This window comes from Stenotrophomonas sp. PE591 (assembly GCF_018320795.1).
Taxonomy (GTDB): Bacteria; Pseudomonadota; Gammaproteobacteria; order Xanthomonadales; family Xanthomonadaceae; genus Stenotrophomonas; species Stenotrophomonas maltophilia.
On the sequence record NZ_JAAOKO010000003.1, the window covers coordinates 22,821 to 39,051 of the forward strand.

Genomic DNA, 16,231 nt, shown 5'->3' on the forward strand with positions numbered 1-16,231 from the left:
CCGACCTGAGCCGGGGCGTGCCCATGGAGAGGGGCTTGGGCTCAGTACTGGGCGTTGAGGGTCAGGCCCGAGAAGGTGCTGTAGGCCTTCACCCGCACATACCAGGTGCCGGCGGCAGGACTGTTGATGGTGCAGGTCTCGCTGTTGCCGCTCAGGTACGGACGGCAGGTGTAGGTGGTATCGGTCGGGGCACTGCCCTGGCGCACATACAGGTCGGCATCACCGCTGCCGCCACTGATCGCGACGCGCAACTGGGTGCTGCCGGCCGGAACAGCCACGGTGTAGTTCAGCTCGGCACCGGTCGCAGCGCCCAGGCCGGTCACCGGCACGTTGTTCTGCAGCACGTTGCCACCCGGGTTCGGGTTGCCGCCACCGTTGATCGCCGCAGCCACGGCGGCATTGGCGTCGATGATGCCAGCGCCGCAACCACCCGAGCAGGCGCCCGGCAGCGGACGTGCCGTGCTCTTGATGATGCTCTCGACCTGCGCCGGGCTCAGCGGGCTCGGAGCGACCGACTGCATCAGCGCGACCACGCCGGCCACGTGCGGCGCCGCCATCGAGGTGCCGTTGTACGACGCGTAGGTCGCGCTGCCCGGCGTGGTGGTGCCGGTGTTGAGGGTGGACAGGATGCTCTGGCCCGGTGCCGAGATGTCGATGCCGGTACCGTAGTTGGAGAAGCTGGCACGTGCACCGGCCGAGGTGGTCGCCGCCACCGCGATCACGTTCGGGCAGTTGGCCGGCACCGACGAGGACACGTTGGTGTTGCTGTTGCCGGCGGCGACCACCACGGTGGTGCCACGGCCGACCGCGCCGTTGATCGCGTTCTGGTAGGTGGTCGAGCAGCTACCACCGCCGCCCAGCGAGAGGTTGATGACTTCGGCCGGATTGGCGTTGGCCGGTACACCGCTGACGGTGCCACCGGACGCCCACACGATCGCATCGGCGATGTCGGAGGTGTAGCCGCCGCACTTGCCGAGCACGCGCACCGGCACGACCTTGGCATTGAACGCGGTACCTGCCACGCCGGTACTGTTGTTGGTCACCGCCGCCACGGTGCCGGCAACGTGGGTGCCGTGCCAGCTGGAGTTGGAGGCCGGGATGCCCGAGCCACACTCGTTGGCGCCGTACCAGTCGCCTTCGTCGTTCGGATTGTTGTCGCGGCCGCCGCCATCACGCGCCATCGCGGCGTCGCTGATGAAGTCATAGCCCGGCAGGATGTTGGCGTTGAGATCGGCATGGTTGGTGATGCCGGTATCGATCACGGCCACCACCACGCCGGTGCCGGTGGCCTTGTCCCAGGCCGGCCGGATGTTGATGCCGGCATTTGAGGTGCCGAAGCCCCATTGCTCGCTGAAGCGGGTGTCGTTCGGGGTCAGCGTCGCGCGCATGATCTGGTCGACTTCGACGTATTCCACGTTCGGGTCGGCGGCCAGCTTGCGCATCAGCAGTTCGGATTCGGCCTGGTCGAGCGGACGGTCGGTCTTGACCAGGGTCGGGCCGACGGCCAGCTTGCGGACCTGCTGCAGGCCCAGCGCGCGGCCCTGGCTGCTGGCCAGGCCGGCGGCGGCCGTCTTCAGCGACGAAGCCAGCGCAGTAGTGTTGGCCACGGCGGCGCTGCCGTCGCGGTACTTGACGATGAAGCGCTGGTGCGTCGGCGCGGACTGCAGGCCGCTGAGCTGGACATCACCGGCCAGCGCAGGCGTGGCCAGCAGCAGCGATGACAGAACGGACGCACCAAGGACCACCCACACTCGACGCACACGCGGTTGCGTTACCTGGGACATCGTATTTCCCTTTCTTGTGGTGTGAATGCCGGAATCGGCAGAAGCACCGGCCCGAACCCTGGGCTGGCTTGCATTGGCGAGGTTCGAAGTCCGGTGAGTCAGCGGATCCCCCTAACGATCCGCCGTGCAGATGACGCTAATGGCCGAAACCGGACACCACAAGATTTTCAGCGTCTTTTCAGCAAGATGAAATGTTCGTTCTGAGACTTTTCGGGTCGAGGGTTTGTGAAGGTGAAGGAACCTTCTCGTGTCCTGCACAGACCTGACTGGGCCGTCACGTGTCCTGGAATGACTATGCCGACATCGGCGTTCGCTGATTCGGGGTCAGATCCCTTTTCCATGGAAAAGGGATCTGACCCCCGGCCCATAACGCAGAAAGCCCGTCACGGGGACGGGCTTTCCGGAAGCGCAGTCGAGCGTGGCTCGACGCTACAGTTCAGCGTGGGCGATCAGCCCAGCTTGACCAGCCAGTTGTGGCGGTCCGGCAGGCGGCCGTACTGGATGTCGGTCAGTTCCTTGCGCAGCGACATGGTCACTTCGCCGGCCGGCGCGTTGATGTCGCCCACCGAGAAGCCCTCGCCCTTCAGCTGGCCGATCGGGGTGACCACCGCGGCGGTGCCGCAGGCGAATACTTCGGCGATCTCGCCGGAGGCCACGCCCTGCTTCCACTCGTCGATGCTGACCTTGCGCTCTTCGACCTTCATGCCGCGGTCGCGGGCCAGCTGCAGGATGCTCTCGCGGGTGATGCCCTCGAGGATGCTGCCCGACAGTTCCGGGGTCACCAGAGTGCCGTCCTTGTAGACCAGGAACACGTTCATGCCACCCAGTTCTTCCAGGTACTTGCCTTCGACCGGGTCGAGGAACAGCACCTGCGAGCAGCCCTGTGCCTGCGCCTTCTGCTGCGGCAGCAGCGAGGCAGCATAGTTGCCACCGCACTTGGCGGCACCGGTGCCGCCCTTGGCCGCACGCGCGTATTCGGTGGACAGCCAGATCGACACCGGGGCAACGCCCTTGGCGAAGTACGGGCCGGCCGGGCTGGCGATGACGTAGTAGCCGGCCTTGTGCGCGCCGCGCACGCCGAGGAAGGCTTCGTCGCCGATCATGAACGGACGGAAGTACAGGCTGGACTCATCGGCCGACGGCACCCAGTCACTGTCGACCGCGATCAGCTGCTTCAGCGATTCGACGAAGATCTCCACCGGCAGTTCCGGCAGCGCCAGGCGCTGCGCCGAACGCTGCAGGCGACGGCCGTTGGCATCCGGACGGAAAGTCCAGATCGAGCCATCGGCATGGCGGTAGGCCTTGATGCCTTCGAAGATTTCCTGGCCGTAGTGCAGCACGGCCGCGGCCGGATCCAGCTGCAACGGGCCGTAGGCACGCACGTTGGCGTTGTGCCAGCCGGCATCCTTGTCCCAGCGCACTTCCACCATGTGATCGGTGAAGTGCAGGCCGAAGCCCGGCTTCTCCAGGATCTTGGCGCGCTCTTCAGCGCTGCGCGGGTGGTCCGAACGGGTAACGGCGAAGCTGGGGATGGACTGGGACACCGGAGGATTCCTGTTCTGGTTGCGGGTAGTGCCGGGCCCGCGTCACTGCGGGCCCTGGGTCAAAGCATGCCGGTCTCGAGCCGGGCCGCCTCGGACATCATGTGCTGGTTCCACGGCGGGTCGAACACCAGGTCGACGTCGGCCTCGGCCACCGTCGGGATCATTTCAAGCTTGCTGCGCACGTCGTCGACCAGGATGTCGCCCATCCCACAGCCCGGTGCGGTCAGGGTCATCTTCACGTCGATCTCGCGCTGGCCTTCGTCCAGGTGCTTGATCTCGACCTCGTAGACCAGGCCCAGTTCGACGATGTTCACCGGAATTTCCGGGTCGAAGCAGGTGCGCAGCTGCTGCCACACCAGCTGTTCCACCTGTTCATCAGTGGCGTCGGCCGGCAGTTCCAGCGGTGCCGGTGCCTCCTTGCCGATGGCGTCGCCGTCCTTGCCGGCGATGCGGAACAGGTTGCCCTCGACGAACACCGAATAACTGCCGCCCAGCGCCTGGGTGATGTACCCATAGCTGCCGGCGGGCAGGGTCACGGTATCGCCCTGCGGGACCATCACGGCCTCGCAATCGCGCTCGAAGTGGACAGGTTCGCTGCTACGGGAATACATGGGGACCGATATGGGGCCGTGGCCGGGGCCACGCAAGACGGCATTCTAGCCCAGCCGCTCCGGCACCGCCGGTGCACCGCCGCAAACCACAGTATCCTGTGGGTGATCTTCAGGGAGCTTCGATGTCCTCCAATGCCGCGCGTGCCAGGACCGTGACCTGGCTCTGGCCCATCATGCTGTTGCTGGGCCTGGTTGTTGCTCCCCTTGCCTGGATGGTGCTGGCGCTGATGACCGGCCGGCAGGTCGGCTGGATGGCGGTACTGACCGCCCTGGAACTGGTGTTCATGCTGCGCATGGGTACGCTCGGCCCGGGCCGGCTGCGCATCGTGCTGGTCGTGGTGGGCACCCTGCTGGTGGCCGCCGTGGCCAACTGGACCATCGCCAGCGCCTGGATGGGCGGCTCGATCGGGCTGGACCTGTGGGACGCCACGATGCGGATGGGCCCGCACCTGGCCTGGACCCTGGTCACCCTGGCCAATGGCGCGGTGGAGTGGCTGTGGCTGGCCGTGGCCGTGGCCGTAGGCGCCTGGCTGGCGCGCTGAGCGCGCCGGTTGCCACGCCCGCCGGGGATATGCAGGTAGATCCACGCATGCGTGGATGGGGTGGTAGTGCCGGCCGCTGGCCGGCAAAGGGATCAGAGCCCATTCCTGCGGAAAGGGATCCGACCCCGGTCCTCAATGCCCGCCGTCGAGCGCCTTCAACTCGCTGACCAGCGAGGCTGCCGCTTCGGCACCGTCGCCATACAGCATGCGGGTGTTGTCGGCGTAGAACAGCGCATTCTCGATGCCCGCGAAGCCCGTGCCCTTGCCGCGCTTGATCACCACCACGTTGCGCGCATTGACCACGTCCAGTACCGGCATGCCGTAGATCGGGCTGGCCGGATCGGTTCGTGCGACCGGATTGACCACGTCGTTGGCGCCGATCACCAGCACCACGTCGGTGTTGGCGAACTCCGGGTTGATGTCGTCCATGTCCGCGATCAGGTCGTAGGGCACACCCGCCTCGGCCAGCAGCACGTTCATGTGCCCCGGCATGCGCCCGGCCACCGGGTGGATCGCGAACTTCACCTTCACCCCGCGCTGGCCCAGCCGCTGCGCCAGCTCCCAGATCTTGTGCTGCGCCTGCGCCACGGCCATGCCGTAGCCAGGCACGATCACCACGCGCTCGGCGAAGGCCATCATCGCGGCGACGTCAGCCGCTTCGATCGGCTTCTGCGAGCCGCTGATCGCCTGCGCTTCGCCACCAGCACCACCGCCGAAGTTGGAGAACAGCACGTTGCGGATCGGCCGGTTCATCGCCTTGGCCATCAGCCGGGTCAGCAGGATGCCCGCCGCGCCGACCATCATGCCGGCGATGATCAATGCTTCGTTGCCCAGCACGTAACCTTCGAACGACACCGCCAGGCCGGTGAACGCGTTGTACAGCGAGATCACCACCGGCATGTCGGCGCCACCGATCGGCAGCGTCATCAGCACGCCCAGCGCCAGCGCAAGTACGAAGAAGGCGACGATCGCCCAAGTGCTGAGCGTGCTGGCGGCGATGATCGCCAGTACCACCACCGCCAGCGCCACCAGCAGGTTCATCACCTGCTGGCCCGGCCAGGTCACGCGCTTGTCCAAGCGTCCATCCAGCTTGGCCCAGGCGATCACCGAGCCGGACAGCGACACCGCGCCGATCGCTGCGCCGACCACCGCCAGCAGCAGCACCGTGCCCGACGGCTGGCGCGCGGCCAGGTCGGCCAGCGCCTGCGCGCTCCAGTGGCTGGTATCGCGGTTGGCAAGGAAGGCGTAGCGCAGCAGCTCCACCGCGCCGATCGCCGCCGCCGAGCCACCGCCCATGCCGTTGTACAGCGCCACCATCTGCGGCATGTCGGTGATGGCAACCTTGCCGGCCGACCACCAGGCCAGGCCCGCGCCCAGCAGCAGCGCCACCAGGATCAGCGGCACGTTGTGCAGTTCGGGAAGGAAGAAAGTGGCCGCAGTGGCCAGCAGCATGCCCAGCCCGGCCCAGCGGATGCCGCTGCGCGCGGTCAGTGGCGAGGCCATGCGCTGCAGGCCCAGCAGGAACAGCGTGGCGGCGACGAGGTAGCTGGCCTTGACCAGCCAGTCGAGCAGTTCGACGGTGCTGATGTTCAAGCCTGCGGCTCCTTCGGCTCGTCCTTGCCGCCCTTGGGCGCGCTCGGCTTGAACATTTCCAGCATGCGCGCGGTGACCACGTAGCCACCGGCGGCATTGCCGGCACCCAGCACCACGGCGAGGAAGCCCAGGACCTTCTCCAACGGTGTCTGCGCGTGCCCCAGCACCACCATCGCGCCGATCAGCACGATGCCGTGGATGAAATTGGAGCCCGACATCAGCGGGGTATGCAGGATCACCGGCACCCGCGAAATGATCACGTGGCCGGCGATGGCGGCCAGCATGAAGATGTACAGCGCTACGAACCCGTCACTCACTGGCAACGCTCCCGCTCTGTCTTCGTCGGCCCATCATAACCATGGGCTGAACCCGGCGTGCACCCGGCGTCAACCGAAGCGGCGCTCATGCGTTGTCGATGGTGACCCCGAGCGAGGAACCGTACCCTGTGCTGGTGAGCAGCCCCGTCCCCCCGAGCGCCGAGACCGATGCCCTGCCGGCATCGCTGGAAGCGTTCCTGGCCAGCGTCGGCCCGCGCGCGTTCCGCTTCGCCGAGGCCGGCCTGCGCCAGCGCGAAGACGCCATGGACGCGGTGCAGGACGCGCTGCTGCGCATGCTGGACTACGCCGACAAGCCGGCAGCCGAATGGGCGCCGCTGTTCTGGAGCATCCTGCGCCGGCGCGTGATCGACGTGCAGCGCCGGCGCCGCTTCCGCCTGCCGTTCTGGCGCGACAACCAGGACGCGGAAGGCGGCGAGATCGACTGGGCCGATCCCGGCCCGGACCCGGCACAGGCGCATGAACAGCGCCAGCAGTACCAGCAGCTGGTGGACGCGTTGCGCCGCCTGCCCGCCCGCCAGCGCGAGGCCTTCACCCTGCGCGTGCTGCAGGACCTGGACGGGGCCACCACCGCCCGCGCCATGGGCTGCAGCGAAGGCGCGGTAAAAACCCATCTGGCACGCGCCCGGCAGGCGCTGCAGGACTACCTGGAGATCCACCCGTGAACCGCTCCCTGCCTTCCGATGACACCCTGCGCAGCCTGCACGCGCAGTCGCTGCACGCGCTGTCGCCGGCTACGCTGGCACGCCTGCGCCAGGCCCGACACGGCGCCAGCGCGACCCGGCACGGGCGCCTGCGCTGGTGGCTGGCCAGCGCCTGTTCACTGGTGGTGGCGCTGGGTATCGGCCTGCAGTTCACCGGCCATGGCACGCTGACGGGCCCCGCGCCGGCACCTGTGCTGGCCTCGGTGGAAGACAACAGCGCGCTCTACGACGAAAATCCCGATCTGTACCTGTGGCTGGGCGATACCGACCTGGCGATGGAGTGAATCATGTCCCGACTGCACACCCTGCCCCTGCTGATGACCCTGTTGCTGCTGCCGGCCCTCCCGGCGCTGGCGCAGAGCGCCGCGCCCGCCCCTGCGGCACGCCCTGCGCCGGCCACGCCGCTGCCGGCCTGGGAACAGTTGAGCGAAGCGCAGCGGGAATCGCTGCTGGCGCCCCTGCGCGACCGCTGGAACAGCGCCGATGCCGGCCAGCGCCAGCGCATGCTCTCGCATGGCCAGCGCTGGCAGACGATGAGCCCGGAGGAGCGCGACAAGGCCCGCCGTGGCCTGCGCCGCTTCGAGCACATGAGCCCGGAACAGCGTGAGCAGGCCCGGGCCCTGTTCGGCCAGATGCGGGAACTGCCGCCCGCGCAGCGCGACGCACTGCGCGAGCGCTGGTCGCAGATGACGCCGGAACAACGCAAGGACTGGGTGCGCGACAACCCACCGCCGGCGAAGCCGCGCTGAAACGCCGCGGGGAACGGGGTCAGAGCCCTTTGCTGAGGCAAAGGGATACGACCCCTGGCAGATTCCGGGAACCAGGGTCAGATCCCTTTGCCAGAGGCAAAGGGATCTGACCCCATGTCGTTCACGCCTGCCAGCGTGTCTTCGCCAGCAGCTCGTCGTCCCAGTCGAAACCAAGCTGCCCTTCGCTCACGAACAGCGCGACGAAGTTGAGCAGGTTGCGCGCATACATCTCGCTGGCCTGGGTGGCGCCGCGGCTGGCAAGGCCCAGCGGGCCATCGATGGTCACGCCCTGATGCTCGATGCACTGCCCCGGTTGGGTCAGTGCGCAGTTGCCGCCGCTCTCGGCAGCCAGGTCCACGATCACGCTGCCGGTGGCCATGCCCTCCACCATCGCGGCAGTCACGATCGTCGGCGCCGGTCGCCCCGGTACCGCTGCGGTGCAGATCACCACATCCACGCTGCGCAGGTGGTCGGCCAGGCGGCGCTGCTGCTCGGCACGCTCTTCATCGGTCAACGCGCGCGCGTACCCGCCTTCGCCCGCCGCGCTCACGCCAAGATCGAGGAAGCGCGCGCCCAGCGACTGGATCTGCTCGCGGGTTTCCGGACGCACGTCGAAACCTTCCACCTGTGCACCGAGACGCCGGGCAGTGGCAATGGCCTGCAGCCCCGCCACGCCGGCACCGATCACCAGCACCTTGGCCGGACGCACGGTGCCGGCAGCGGTGGTCAGCATCGGGAAGAAACGTGGTGCGCGTTCGGCGGCGATCAGCGCGGCCTTGTAACCGGCCATGCCGGCCTGCGAACTGAGCACGTCCATCGCCTGCGCACGGGTGGTGCGCGGCAGCTGCTGCAGCGGGAACAGGTGCAGGCGGTCATCGGCAGCCAGTGCCGCCAGGCCCGGATCACTGGCCGGGGTCAACAGGCCAACCACGGTGGCGCCCGGCTTCAGCTGTTCCAGTACCGAGGCTGGCGGCGCCTGCACGCACAACAGGATGTCGATTTCGGCCCAGCGGCCGGCGTCGAATGCGCGGGCACCGGCATCCTCATAGGCTGCATCGGTGAAACCTGCCGCCAAGCCGGCGCCGGCCTCGTACCAGACGGTAATGCCGAGGGCGCCGAGCTTGCGCGCGGTTTCCGGCGTCAGCGCCACGCGCCGTTCGCCCGGCGCGGTCTCCTTGATCCCCAGCAACGCCACGGCCATGCAGGTCCCCGCTGATCGGTGAGTTTTCCCGATCCTAGCAGGCGGCTCCACTCAGTGCAGCGTGGCGCTGCCCGGGTCCAGCCGATCGATCACACCCTGCATCGCGCTGTCGAACGCACCGTCATCCACATGGGCGCGCAGACGCCCCAGCCGCACCATCACCGCCAGTTCTTCCGGCGAGGCCACGCAGAAGCGCACGCCGCGACGGTTGACGAACAGCAGGCGCGAGGAAATCGGGCTGACCCAGGACAGCTTGCCGGCCTGCACCTTGCCGTCCTTGTCGACGAAGTCCAGCCAGTTGCCGATCTCCATGCGACGGAAGCGATCGGCGTCGGCATTGTCGAAATCATCAGCATCGATCTGCCCGCCCAGCTCGACCGCCGGCGATTCGGCCACCGGCGGGGTCGGTAGTGCCACCTGCGGCAGTTCCGGCAGCGCGCGTTGCAGTTCCGGCCGCGATTCGGCAATGCCCTGCAGGGTGTCATGCAGGGCATCGATGGCGCCGGTGGCGGCGTCGCCATGCACGCCCACGCTGGCGAACACCTTGGCCAGCGCCGGCTGCCAGGCCTGCAGCCACGGCTTGCCGACGATCTGGCGGCGGGCCTCGGCCACTTCCTCCAGCAGCCCGTCGCCCAGGCTCAGGGCCTCGGCCACCGATGCGCCCTCCTCGCCTTCGCGCAGCAGCGCCAGGGTCAGGTGGTGCTGCCATGGCTGGCGCAGGAATTCAGCGATGGCCGGCGGCAGGGTGGCATCACCAATGCGGCGGTCCAGCTCGGCACCGGCACGGGTACGGGCCATTTCCAGCTTTTCCTGGCCACGCTGCGTTTCGGCGGCGCGACGCTCGGCGATTTCCACGCGGCGACGATGCTGCACGAGGAACTCGCGGAATTCTTCTTCCAGGGTCAGGAAGATCGCCAGGTTCTCGTTGAACTCGGCGACCAGGCGCTCGATGATCTCCTCGACCTTGGCCATCAGCATGCGCTCGGCCTGGCTTTCGCCGGTGTTGCCTTCGCAGGCCTCGGCCAGCGAGTTGAGCAGCTTGCGCGCCGGATGGGTCTTCTGCACGAACATGCGGCGGTCGAGCATGGCGACCTTGACGAACGGCACCACCAGGCGGCCGATCAACTCGCGTGAGCGGCCTTCCAGTTCGCGCTCGTCCAGCATCACGTCGAACAGCATGCCCACCAGGTCGATCGCATCCTCGTCCTGCGGGTCCAGCCGGGTCTGGCCCGGGTCGACACCGAGACGGGTGGCGCTGGACAGCACTTCGCTCTTCAACCGCTGCGCGAGTGATTCGCCGTCCTCGCCGATCGCTGCACGCAGGGTCGCACTGGGCGTGGCCTGCAGCAGCGACAGCACCGACATCATCTCGCGCTGGCTGAGCGGACGCTGCTGGCCGATCGCCACCTGTGCGGCCGACGTCGCGTCCTCGCGCACGTGGCGGGTCTGCTGCAGCAGTTCGTGCAGCGCCTCCAGCAGCATGCCCTGCTGGCCCGCATGGGCCTCGCCGGTGCCGCTGCCTTCGGCACCCAGGTGCTGCTGCATGTGGCCACGCCGCTCGGACCAGCGTGCGGCAAAGCGCTGCGCCCAGGCCGGCGCGGCCTGCTCGTCATCACCGAATTCGCCGTCCAGGCCCGAGCCCGGGCGCTGCTCCACCAGGTCATCCAGGCCCGAGGCCATGCGCGGGTCGGGCGCGGCCGACGGCGGACGCCGCGGCGCCCCCATCTGCGACATCACCCCGGCCGCGGCCAGTTGCTCGTCCAGCTTCTCGTAGATGCGACCCACCGGCGCGCGCAGGTCACGCTCGCACAGCTTGATCAGCACCAGGTGCACTTCCGGGGCCAGTTCACAGCCGGCAAAGGCTTCGTGGATGGCCACGCCCAGGTGTTCGGGGCTGATGGGATTATGGTCGGCATCCAGTTCGGCGCCGCCGACCAGACGGCCCAGGCGACGGTCGAGCCGCGCCAGCACCGGCTTGAAGTCACGCAGCAGCACCGTGGCGAAATTGCGCACCGCCAGCCGCGACTCCAGCACGTGCTCGGCCAGCAGGCTCAGGCCATCCTCGGCTGGGCCGGACAGCGTCGATTCGGCCGACATGGGCTCACCACTGGCCAGCGCATCCCAGGCCCGCTGCAGGTGGCCAGAGAAGGCACCGGCAATGTCCTCGCGGCGGCGGCGCAGTTCGCGCATTGCATCCAGGAACAGCAGCTGCGACGAACCGGCATTGCCGGCCCGGTCGAACAGGGCATCGTCGAAGCGCGCCAGTGCCGCGCCAAAGGCCTGGCACAGCGCGGGCAGGACCATGTCCCGGGCACGCTGGAGCTGGGCCGGGTCACGACCCGGCGATCCCATCGGTGTGGGCGCGCTCATCATTCGGGAAGGCTCCCCACCTTCTCTGGTACGACAGACAACGTGGACATCGCGACGACCGGCACACCCCATGTACCGGTACGTCGATGGTAGGCCGGCCAGCCCGTCACGGACAGTGAAACAGTCCTCACTTCAAACCTCATGACCGGCGGCCCGGCAAGGTAGATATCGTAAGCCGTGCAAGGCCTGCGAGGCGAGGGGAAGCGGCCGCCCGTTTCCCGCCAGTGGCATGACGTTCATCACAGTTTGGTATTCAAAGGCCAGACGCGACACAGACGGTGTCTTTGACCACCCCGACTATAATCAAACCTTCGTGATGACCGGTTCAGACTCCATGCCCGACCCCGCCGCCCTGCTCGCCCTGGATGCCCGCCGCTCAGTGCCTTCGCGGCAACTGGCCGAGCCCGGCCCGGACCCGGCCACCCTGCAGCGGATGCTGGCTTCGGCAGTGCGCGTGCCCGATCACGGCAAGCGCGTACCGTTCCGCTTCCTGAAGATCGCCGGCGATGCACGTCACACTCTGGGCGACTTCCTGGCCGAGCGCAGCCGCCAACGCGACCCGCATGCGGGCGAGGCCGTGTTCGAGAAGGATCGCCAGCGTTTCAGCCATGCGCCGCTGGTGATCGTGGTGGTGGCCAGCCCGCGCCCGGACCCGAAGGTCCCCGAGCAGGAGCAGCTGATGACCGCCGGCTGCGTCTGCTTCGCCCTGCTGCAGGCCGCACAGGCGCTGGGCTTCGGCGCGCAGTGGCTGACCGCCTGGATGGCCTTCGACCCCGCCGTGCACGCCTACCTGGGCCTGGCCGAGGGCGAAGGCATCGCCGGTTTCATCCATATCGGCACGCCGAAGGCCGCCGTGCCCGAGCGCGAGCGTCCGGACCCTGCCACCCTGCTGCGCGACTGGACGCCTCCGGCATGACCCTGCCGGTACCACCGCCGTCGCTGTACCTGGTCGACGCCAGCATCTATGTGTTCCGCGCGTGGCACTCCCTGCCCGACCAGTTCCAGGACGCGCAGGGCTGGCCGACCAATGCCGTGCACGGCTTCGCCCGCTTCCTGCTGGACCTGCTCGAGCGCGAACGCCCGCGTCACATCGCCATCGCCTTCGACGAAGCGCTGGACAGTGGCTTCCGCCACCGCCTGTACCCCGCCTACAAGGCCAACCGAGACCCGGCGCCGGAGGCGCTCAAGCGCCAGTTCGTGCACTGCAAGGCGTTGTGCGCGGCGTTGGGCCTGGCGGTGCTGGCGCACCACGAGTACGAGGCTGACGACCTGATCGGAAGCGCCCTGCATGTGCATCGTGGCAGCCACCGCGGCGTGATCATCTCCGCCGACAAGGACCTGTCGCAGCTGCTGCTGGATCACGACGAGCAGTGGGACTACGCACGCAACCAGCGCTGGAACGTGGCCGGAGTGAAGGCGCGGCACGGCGTGCATGCGCACCAGATTGCCGACTACCTGGCGCTGTGCGGCGATGCGGTGGACAACATTCCCGGTATCAGTGGCGTCGGCAGCAAGTCCGCCGCCGTGCTGCTGGCCCATTTCGGCAGCATGGATGCGCTGTACGAACGCCTGGACGAGGTGCCGTTCCTGCGCCTGCGCGGCGCCGCCCAGATGGCGGTGCGCCTGCGCGAGCAGCGCGAGCACGCCCAGCTCTGGCGCCAGCTGACCACCATCGCGCTGGACGCGCCGCTGGAAGGCAGCCAGCCCGGCCTGCTGCGCCAGGCGGCCGATCCCGAGCTGCTCGGCGGCCTGTGCCAGACCCTGCGCTTCGGCCCGATGACCCGCCGCCGGCTGTTCGATGCCGCCGGCGTGCCCGATATTCTTCCCACCCACAGCGAGCCCGCATGAGCCAGCGCAACACCGAAGCCCCGCGTGTCGTCTATGAAGGCAAGTACCAGCGCATGCTGGTGCGCGGCACTTGGGAATACAGCGAACGTACCCATGCCGGTGGCCTGGCCGCGATCATCATCGCCGTCACCCCCGAGGACAAGGTGCTGTTCGTAGAGCAGTTCCGCGTGCCGCTGCAGGCACCCACCATCGAGATGCCGGCCGGCCTGGTCGGCGACATCCACGCCGGCGAATCGATCGAAGTCTCGGCCGTGCGCGAACTGGAAGAAGAAACCGGCTGGACCGCCGATCACGCCGAAGTGCTGCTGATCGGCCCGACCTCTTCCGGCGCCAGCAGCGAAAAAATCGCCTTCGTGCGCGCTACCGGCCTGCGCCGCGTTGGCGAGGGCGGTGGTGACGACAGCGAAGACATCATCGTGCACGAGATTCCGCGCAGTGAGGCAGCGGCCTGGCTGGTGCAGAAGATGGGCGAAGGCTACGAGCTGGACGCCAAGCTCTGGGCCGGGCTGTGGATGATCGAGCACCATCTGGACGGACGCCCGCGTGGCTGACGCCGACCTGCACGCGCTGCCGGCGCTGCTCGGCGCCGACGACCCGGCGATCTACACCCTCCACCGGCCGCATGGCGCGTCGCCGTACCTGCTGCTGGCCGATCATGCCGGCCAGCAGGTGCCGCGTGCCCTCGCAGGCCTGGGCTTGCCGCAGGCCGAACTGGACCGCCATATCGGCTGGGACATCGGCATTGCCGGCACCACCCGCGCACTGTCCGAACGGCTGGATGCCTGGGCCATCGAACAGACCTATTCGCGGCTGCTGATCGACTGCAACCGTCCGCTGGCCTCGCCGACGCTGATTCCGGAAGTAAGCGACCACACCGTGGTGCCGGGCAATGCCAGGCTGTCGGCGGCGCAGCGGCAGCAGCGCATCGATGCGATCCACGCGCCCTACCACGCGCGCATCGACGCGGAACTGGACGCACGCCGCGATGCCGGCCGCCCCACCCTGCTGGTGATGATGCACAGCTTCACTCCGGCGATGAATGGCGCGCAGCGACCATGGCATGCCGGCGTGCTGTACCACCAGGACACGCGCTTCGCCCATGCCTTGCTGCAGGCACTACGCGAGGAAGGCGACCTGGTGGTGGGTGACAATGAACCGTATTCGGTGAGCAGCACCAGCGACTACGCGGTGCCGGTGCATGGCGAAGGCCGCGGGCTGGTGCACGTGGAACTGGAAATCCGCCAGGACCTGATTGCCGATGTGGCTGGGCAGCAGGCGTGGGCGGAGCGGCTGGCGCGGATCTTCAGCGCATTGCAGCCACAGTTGCTGGCGTTCGGTTGAACGCGCGTGGATCCATTCCGGATCGGTAGTGCCGGCCGCTGGCCGGCAACCTCAGGGTAGTTGGATCATTGCATTGCCGGCCAGCGGCCGGCACTACCGCAGGCGTGGGACATCCACCACCCACGCCAGCGCCTTCAATCATGCATCGCTGACCGGGCAGACGGTGGCGGCCGATTCGACCGGCGCCGGGCGCAGGCCCAGCGCGATGGCCACGCCGAGCGCGGCGAACAACGCGGCGCCGTACTGTGCGTTGACCATGCCCTGCAGGGCGTCGGCACTGGTTGCTGCCTGCGTGCCGCGCGCGGCGTTGGCTACCATCACCAGCACCGCCAGTCCCAACGCCCCGCCGATCTGCTGTGCGGTGGCCGCCATGCCGGACGCGACGCCTTGCTGCGGACCCGGCACGCCCTGCCCGGCCACGATCCACATCGCCGTCCAGCTCATGCCCTGGCCGATGCTGAGCACCACGATGCCCGGCAGCAGCGGCCAGTAGCTGGCACCGTGCGGCATCGCCAGCGCCACCGCGGCAATGCCGATGGCACCGGCGGCGAAGCCCCAGGCCAGTACCTGCCTTGGCGAACGGCGCCGCAGCATGCGTTCGGCAATACGGATGCCGAAGGTGCACACCAACGTCGGCAGCAGGAAGGCCATGCCGGCCTGCAGCGGGCTCCAGCCATAGCCATCCTGGAAGTAGAGCGCCAGGAAGTAGTACTGCACGCCATAGCTGCTCATGAAGGCGAAGGTCAGGCCGAGTGCCGCACGCAGGCCCGACAGGCGCAACAGCGAAAACTGCATCAGCGGGTCACGGCTGCGTTTTTCGATCTGTACGAACACCGTCAACAGCACGGCTGAAAGCAGCAGGCAGATCAGCGTGGCCGGTGCCGTCCAGCCCCACTCCGGCCCTTGCACCAGGGTAGTGACCAGCAGGCTGCCGCCGGCGGTGACGGTCAGGCAACCGGCCAGATCGAAGGAGCGGCCGCGCACCCTTGGACCATCGGACGGCAACCACGCACCGGCTGCGACCGCGCACGCCGTGGCCAGCGGCACGATCACCGCCAGCACCGCCGGCCAGCCGAACGCCTGGGTCAGCACGCCACCGAGCAGCGTGCCCAGCGCCAGGCCGACCGCACTGGCCATGCTCCAGATCGCCAGCGCGCGGTTGCGCACCGGGCCTTCGGCGTACAGCGTGTTGATCAGTGCCAGCGTGGCGGGGAACAGCAGGGCCGCACCGACGCCCTGCGCGGCGCGCGCGATGATCAACAAGGTGGCATTCGGCGCCAACGCACCGAGCAGCGACGCCAGTGCGAACAGCAGCATGCCCAGCCGGTAGAAACGGCGACGGCCAATCAGGTCGGCGGCGCGGCCACCCAGCAGCAGGCTGCCACCGAACGCCACGGTGTAGGCACTGACCACCCACTGCAGCTGCTGCGCGTTGATCTGCAGCGCGCGCCCCATGTCATGCAGGGCGACGAAGATGATGGTGGCGTCCAGGGCGATGATCAGCTGTGCGGTGGCCAGCAGGGTCAGCGCCCAGCGCGGGTATTTGAGGGGAGGCATCGGCGGTCTGGATCGATGGGGGAGCGCAGTCTCATTGATGCGGCCGAATCAA

At 68.3% G+C, this 16,231-nt stretch carries 16 protein-coding genes; 8 read left to right on the plus strand and 8 right to left on the minus strand.

Annotated elements, in window-relative coordinates; all coding sequences use genetic code 11:
* Window positions 1-41: 41 nt before the first annotated feature.
* The 3 genes from JLDANKMP_RS09895 to sufT form a co-directional block, all read right to left on the minus strand.
* On the minus strand, window positions 42-1,784 hold the full coding sequence (locus JLDANKMP_RS09895; RefSeq protein WP_005408178.1) for a S8 family peptidase: 1,743 nt from the start codon (window positions 1,782-1,784) through the stop codon (window positions 42-44).
* Window positions 1,785-2,233: 449 nt separating this feature from the next.
* The gene (locus tag JLDANKMP_RS09900) at window positions 2,234-3,328 is read right to left on the minus strand and encodes a branched-chain amino acid aminotransferase (RefSeq protein WP_049431421.1); all 1,095 of its coding nucleotides are present in this window, start codon (window positions 3,326-3,328) and stop codon (window positions 2,234-2,236) included.
* 59 nt (window positions 3,329-3,387) lie between these two features.
* Window positions 3,388-3,939, minus strand: coding sequence for a putative Fe-S cluster assembly protein SufT (sufT, locus tag JLDANKMP_RS09905; RefSeq protein WP_012479222.1), 552 nt, complete (start codon window positions 3,937-3,939; stop codon window positions 3,388-3,390).
* A 122-nt stretch (window positions 3,940-4,061) separates the two neighbouring features.
* Between sufT and JLDANKMP_RS09910 the strand changes: the two genes are divergently transcribed.
* Window positions 4,062-4,481, plus strand: a complete 420-nt coding sequence (locus JLDANKMP_RS09910) for a hypothetical protein (RefSeq protein WP_005408175.1) — start codon at window positions 4,062-4,064, stop codon at window positions 4,479-4,481.
* Window positions 4,482-4,613: 132 nt separating this feature from the next.
* Here the strand turns inward: JLDANKMP_RS09910 and JLDANKMP_RS09915 are convergent, their stop codons facing one another.
* Entirely contained in the window at window positions 4,614-6,074 is a 1,461-nt protein-coding gene (locus JLDANKMP_RS09915; protein WP_005412324.1) for an NAD(P)(+) transhydrogenase (Re/Si-specific) subunit beta, read from the minus strand.
* Window positions 6,071-6,391: an NAD(P) transhydrogenase subunit alpha gene (locus JLDANKMP_RS09920; RefSeq protein ID WP_060380535.1), complete on the minus strand. Its 321-nt coding sequence runs from the start codon at window positions 6,389-6,391 to the stop codon at window positions 6,071-6,073. Before JLDANKMP_RS09920 ends, JLDANKMP_RS09915 begins: the two co-directional genes overlap by 4 nt.
* A gap of 98 nt (window positions 6,392-6,489) precedes the next feature.
* Here JLDANKMP_RS09920 and JLDANKMP_RS09925 point away from each other — a divergent pair, with 98 nt between their 5' ends.
* The 3 genes from JLDANKMP_RS09925 to JLDANKMP_RS09935 are packed head-to-tail and all read left to right on the plus strand — an operon-like array spanning window position 6,490 to window position 7,862.
* Window positions 6,490-7,074, plus strand: a complete 585-nt coding sequence (locus JLDANKMP_RS09925; RefSeq protein WP_005408172.1) for an RNA polymerase sigma factor — start codon at window positions 6,490-6,492, stop codon at window positions 7,072-7,074.
* The gene (locus tag JLDANKMP_RS09930) at window positions 7,071-7,397 is read left to right on the plus strand and encodes a hypothetical protein (RefSeq protein ID WP_012479218.1); all 327 of its coding nucleotides are present in this window, start codon (window positions 7,071-7,073) and stop codon (window positions 7,395-7,397) included. The genes JLDANKMP_RS09925 and JLDANKMP_RS09930 overlap by 4 nt, the downstream gene beginning before the upstream one ends.
* A gap of 3 nt (window positions 7,398-7,400) precedes the next feature.
* The gene (locus tag JLDANKMP_RS09935; RefSeq protein ID WP_012479217.1) at window positions 7,401-7,862 is read left to right on the plus strand and encodes a DUF3106 domain-containing protein; all 462 of its coding nucleotides are present in this window, start codon (window positions 7,401-7,403) and stop codon (window positions 7,860-7,862) included.
* A gap of 121 nt (window positions 7,863-7,983) precedes the next feature.
* On the opposite strand, the gene JLDANKMP_RS09940 is transcribed toward JLDANKMP_RS09935, so the two are convergent.
* Window positions 7,984-9,063: an NAD(P) transhydrogenase subunit alpha gene (locus JLDANKMP_RS09940; protein WP_212561008.1), complete on the minus strand. Its 1,080-nt coding sequence runs from the start codon at window positions 9,061-9,063 to the stop codon at window positions 7,984-7,986.
* 51 nt (window positions 9,064-9,114) lie between these two features.
* Window positions 9,115-11,436, minus strand: coding sequence for a DUF1631 domain-containing protein (locus tag JLDANKMP_RS09945; protein WP_005408168.1), 2,322 nt, complete (start codon window positions 11,434-11,436; stop codon window positions 9,115-9,117).
* 331 nt (window positions 11,437-11,767) lie between these two features.
* On the opposite strand from JLDANKMP_RS09945, the gene JLDANKMP_RS09950 reads away from it, so the two are divergent.
* From JLDANKMP_RS09950 to JLDANKMP_RS09965, 4 genes are read left to right on the plus strand one after another with little or no spacing between them, the layout of a single operon-like run.
* Window positions 11,768-12,349: a nitroreductase gene (locus JLDANKMP_RS09950; protein ID WP_005412319.1), complete on the plus strand. Its 582-nt coding sequence runs from the start codon at window positions 11,768-11,770 to the stop codon at window positions 12,347-12,349.
* Complete coding sequence (locus JLDANKMP_RS09955; protein WP_005408166.1) at window positions 12,346-13,281, plus strand: 5'-3' exonuclease H3TH domain-containing protein; 936 nt, start codon at window positions 12,346-12,348, stop codon at window positions 13,279-13,281. The genes JLDANKMP_RS09950 and JLDANKMP_RS09955 overlap by 4 nt, the downstream gene beginning before the upstream one ends.
* Window positions 13,278-13,832, plus strand: a complete 555-nt coding sequence (locus JLDANKMP_RS09960) for an NUDIX hydrolase (protein WP_005408165.1) — start codon at window positions 13,278-13,280, stop codon at window positions 13,830-13,832. Before JLDANKMP_RS09955 ends, JLDANKMP_RS09960 begins: the two co-directional genes overlap by 4 nt.
* Entirely contained in the window at window positions 13,825-14,622 is a 798-nt protein-coding gene (locus JLDANKMP_RS09965; RefSeq protein ID WP_212561009.1) for an N-formylglutamate amidohydrolase, read from the plus strand. The genes JLDANKMP_RS09960 and JLDANKMP_RS09965 overlap by 8 nt, the downstream gene beginning before the upstream one ends.
* A 138-nt stretch (window positions 14,623-14,760) precedes the next feature.
* Here JLDANKMP_RS09965 and JLDANKMP_RS09970 read toward each other — a convergent pair whose 3' ends face one another.
* The gene (locus JLDANKMP_RS09970) at window positions 14,761-16,179 is read right to left on the minus strand and encodes an MFS transporter (protein WP_212561010.1); all 1,419 of its coding nucleotides are present in this window, start codon (window positions 16,177-16,179) and stop codon (window positions 14,761-14,763) included.
* Between the last annotated feature and the right edge of the window lie 52 nt (window positions 16,180-16,231).